This is a genomic window from Nocardioides sp. (genome assembly GCF_031422975.1).
Lineage (GTDB): Bacteria > Actinomycetota > Actinomycetes > Propionibacteriales > Nocardioidaceae > Nocardioides.
The window spans coordinates 1-3,736 of sequence record NZ_JANPEO010000325.1 but is presented as its reverse complement, the minus strand read 5'-3'; the positions used below and the strand labels follow the sequence as shown (position 1 = coordinate 3,736).

The 3,736-nt window shown below is 70.0% G+C and carries 3 protein-coding genes and 1 pseudogene; 1 reads left to right on the top strand and 3 read right to left on the bottom strand.

Translation table 11 applies throughout. The annotated features are described in order from the left end of the window. From RMO85_RS09855 to RMO85_RS09845, 3 genes and pseudogenes are all read right to left on the bottom strand, one after another. Positions 1 to 209, bottom strand: a pseudogene (locus RMO85_RS09855) (2-oxoglutarate ferredoxin oxidoreductase subunit alpha); the annotation flags it as partial. A 177-nt stretch (positions 210 to 386) separates the two neighbouring features. Further along, the gene (locus RMO85_RS09850) at positions 387 to 1,502 is read right to left on the bottom strand and encodes a PPK2 family polyphosphate kinase (RefSeq protein WP_310528552.1); all 1,116 of its coding nucleotides are present in this window, start codon (positions 1,500 to 1,502) and stop codon (positions 387 to 389) included. Positions 1,503 to 1,505: 3 nt separating this feature from the next. Continuing rightward, the gene (locus tag RMO85_RS09845) at positions 1,506 to 3,242 is read right to left on the bottom strand and encodes a phospholipase D-like domain-containing protein (RefSeq protein ID WP_310528551.1); all 1,737 of its coding nucleotides are present in this window, start codon (positions 3,240 to 3,242) and stop codon (positions 1,506 to 1,508) included. Positions 3,243 to 3,328: 86 nt separating this feature from the next. Here RMO85_RS09845 and RMO85_RS09840 point away from each other — a divergent pair. Beyond that, positions 3,329 to 3,736: hypothetical protein (locus tag RMO85_RS09840; RefSeq protein ID WP_310528550.1), on the top strand; the 408-nt coding region annotated here is incomplete at its 3' end.

Genomic DNA, 3,736 nt, shown 5'->3' with positions numbered 1-3,736 from the left:
TGCACCTGGAAGGACGAGACCCCGGGCAGCGAGCCCTGGGGCGCCCGGATCTCGGCCGGGAAGTTGGGCAGGGTCACCAGGTCGTTGCCGAACACCGCCGACTCCTGGGTGAACCGATCACCGGTCAGCTGCATGCCGTCGCCCGAGTCGCCGGCAAACCGGATGACGACTCGATCGAGCTGCTTGACCTGCTTGGTCGGCTGGGTCACCTCGTGCCTGCTTCCTGCTCGATAGAACGCGTTCTAGTGGCCTTCTTGCCCAGTCAACCACTGTAGTCGCGCCTGCCGCGATGCGGCTGCGACGCCGCTCACTGGACGGGCGGTGGGGAGCGTGACGAGGGACACGCAGGGCCGGGTGACAGTAGTCTCGGGCCGTCCCCGGGCGACTCAGCTCTCGTCGCGCTCCGCCAGCAGGTCGGCCTTCTGCTGGCGAGTGCGCTGCAGGTCGACCAGTGCGGCGGCTGCAGTCGCCGACGCCTCGGCTGCTCGGGCCTTGGCCTCGGCATCCTCGACGGGGTCCGAGTCGTCGCCAACCGTGCCGGCACGAGCGGCCTGCTTGCGGACCGACCGATCGTCCTTGATGGCCTTCCCGACCTGCTCGTCGGTCTCCCCGAGGGAGGCGGCGAGGGCCGAGGTGCTCAAGGTCTTGGCGAGCTCGCGCCGCTGGACCATCGGGTCCCAGCGGACCGAGGGCCACTGAGGGTCCATGTCGATCAGGGTCTGGGTCAGGATCTCGGTGATGGCCAGACGCGCATACCACTTCTGGTCGGCCGGGATCACGAACCACGGAGCCGCGTCGGTGGAGGTGCGGCGGAACACGTCGGCGTAGGCCTCCTGGTAGTTGTCCCACTGGCGCCGGGTCGGCAGGTCGTTGGCGCTGTACTTCCAGAGCTTGTCCGGGCGGTCCAGGCGCCTCATGAGGCGAACGCCCTGCTCGTCGTGGCTCACCATCAGCGCGAACTTCACGATGGTGGTGCCGGCCTTGACGAGGTCACCCTCGAACTGGTTGATCTCGTCGAAACGGCCTTCCCAGGTCGCCCGAGGCACCAGCTCGTCGACCCGTGCGATGAGCACGTCCTCGTAATGCGACCGGTCGAAGACCCCGATCATGCCGGGGCCTGGAAGCTCCTTGCGCAGCCGCCACAGGAAGTGGTGCTTCTGCTCCTCCTCGGTCGGTGGCCCGAACGACCGCAGGGCCACGCCCTGGGGGTCGACCTTGCTCATGACGTGCCGGGCCACGCCACCCTTGCCAGCAGTGTCGAGGCCCTGGACGATGACGAGCAGAGATCGGCCCGCGCCCGCTGAGCCCTCGGCGAACAGCCGCTCCTGCAGCTCGCTCAGCAGCGTGCCGCGCTGTTTGCCGAAGCGCTTGGCTGTCGACTTGTCGCCCTTCCACCCCGGAGTCGACCCGCGGTCCAGCTTGTCCAGGTCGAAGTCCGGACCGGCGCGGAGCGCATCGTGCGGGTCCTGGCGCCATGCGCCGACGTCACGTTTCTTGGCCATCGTTCAGCTCCTGTCCCCGGGGCGTGGGCGACCGTCGGGATCGAACAGCGTGTCGTACAGCCGAGGTGCCCAGCGGAGCTGGGCGTCGGTCAGCTCCGGTGGGGACAGCCGGCGCAGTTGTCCGGGCGGGCGGACGCCGCGGACCGACCCGTGCCTCGAGATCTCCTCCGCCCTGGCCACCACCCGCTCACGGCGCCTGCGGTGACCGGGGACATGGGCGGCAATCGAGCGGGGGACGGGCGCCATGCGGTGCGGCACCCGGCCGATCAGGACGCCGCGGATGCCGCTCCTCTTGTCGGGGACGCCACCGGCGTACCACTCGTCAAGTGCGTGCGCGCACGCGACCATCGCGTCGAACAGCTCGTGCGGGTCCTCCGGCACGTCGGCGGGGTCGCACCCCAGGTGCTCGGCGACCAAGGTGCGCAGCAGGACCCGCGGGAAGGAGTCCGCCGGCGCACGATCGTCCAGGTCTCCGCGCTCGTCGACGACGGCGCAGGCGATCTCGCTGTCGCTGGTCCACGAGCGCCGGTTGAGGTTGTCCGAGCCCACGCTGGCCCAACGCTGGTCGATGACGCAGGTCTTCGAGTGCACGTAGATCGGAATGCCGTCGGCGTTGCACAGGCCGAACACCGCGACCCGGTCCCCGCCCGCCTCGATGATGGTGCGCATCGCCCGGGTCCGTCCGTAGAGCTGCGGCACCTCGGCCATCGCGCCTTCGAGGTCGGGCAGCATCGGCAGCACCACCACGAGGCGGAGATCGGGCTTCTCCCGCAGCGCGGCCGCGAAGTGCTCGCCGACGTCGTCCGACCACAGGTACTGGTCCTCGACGTAGACCAGTCGATCGGCGTGCGCGATCGCCTTGCTGTTGCCGAGCATCACCGAGCGCTCACCCTCGGGTGCGAAGTCGAAGCCCTTGGGCATGATGACCGGGAAGGTCCGGATGATCTGGACGACGTCGTGTCCGTCGGGCCGCGGAGCGGGCGGCGGTTCCTGGTCTCCGAGCGGTTCGGGCGACAGGTCCTCGCGGTGGAACAGGCTGGACAACAGCCGTCCCGGGTTGACGGTGAGCGGCGTGCTGTCCTCCCACCGCTCGCGGAAGGTGGTCTCGACATCGTGTACCGCGGGGCCCTGGATGGCGACCTGGACGTCGTGCCACGGCGGGGTCGGGCCGTAGGCCTTGGCGATCTCGACCGCCTGGGGGTCGCCGTGGTGGTCCTGGTCGTCGCGGCGGCCGTGACAGAGATCTATCCCGCCGACGTACGCCACGTCGTCGGCGGGGTCGTCGCGGTGGCGGATCACGACGAACTTCTGGTGGTGGGCGCCGCGCGTCCGCACGCGCATGTCGCGCAGGCACTGCCCGCCGGCCTCACCGATCTCCTCGCCCAGGTAGCGGTGCCGGTGCGCGCTGAAGCCCAGACGGTGCCAGTGGGATCGCCAGAGCAGCCCGCGTACGTCGACGCCGCGCCGCGCTGCGGCCACGAGCGTGGCGCTGAGGGTCGAGGTGGGCTCGTCGGTGAGCTGCTGGTCGGGGTCGCCCTGCCAGTCGGCGAAGTAGAGGCGGTCGCCGGGGCCCAGACGGCTGATGCGGGAGTGGAGCTCGGCGAAGTAGGGGCGCCCGTGGACGATGGCCCGCACGGTGTTGCCACGGCTCCAGGCGGTGCCGTCACCGCGGATGTCGTCGATCCGGGTGTGCGGGTTCTCCCGCTCCTCGTTGGTCAGGAGCCACGCACGCACGTCCACGGCAGACATCCTGTCTGCCGTGTCAAGGGAGCGAATGACGCGGTGGCGCCGAGTCCCGGGCTGCCGCCAGTGCAATGATGCCGCCCATGGATCTCGCGACCGCCTCCCGCTGGCGCCGGATGACGCGGGCCGTCGTCTACGCCTCCGTCGTTGCCGTCCCGCTGGGAATGCTGGCCTTCCTTTTGCGCACCAAGTTCGACCCGCTGGTGACCTTCGACCAGGACCTGATCGTCTCGGCGACCGACTACACGCGAGACCACCCCCGGTTCCGGTCCCTCGTCGAGACCTGGGAGGTGATCAGCCAGCCGTTCGTGATGTATCTCGGCGTGGGGCTGCCGGTCAGCCTCTACGTCTGGTTCGGCAGGCGCCTGCGGACCCGAGCCTGGTGGGGGCTGATCACCATGGCAGCCGGCTGGGTCATCGCGGCACTTCTCAAGCTCCTCGTGCGTCGCGCGCGGCCCGAGATCGACGACCCGATCGCCCAGCACGTGGGG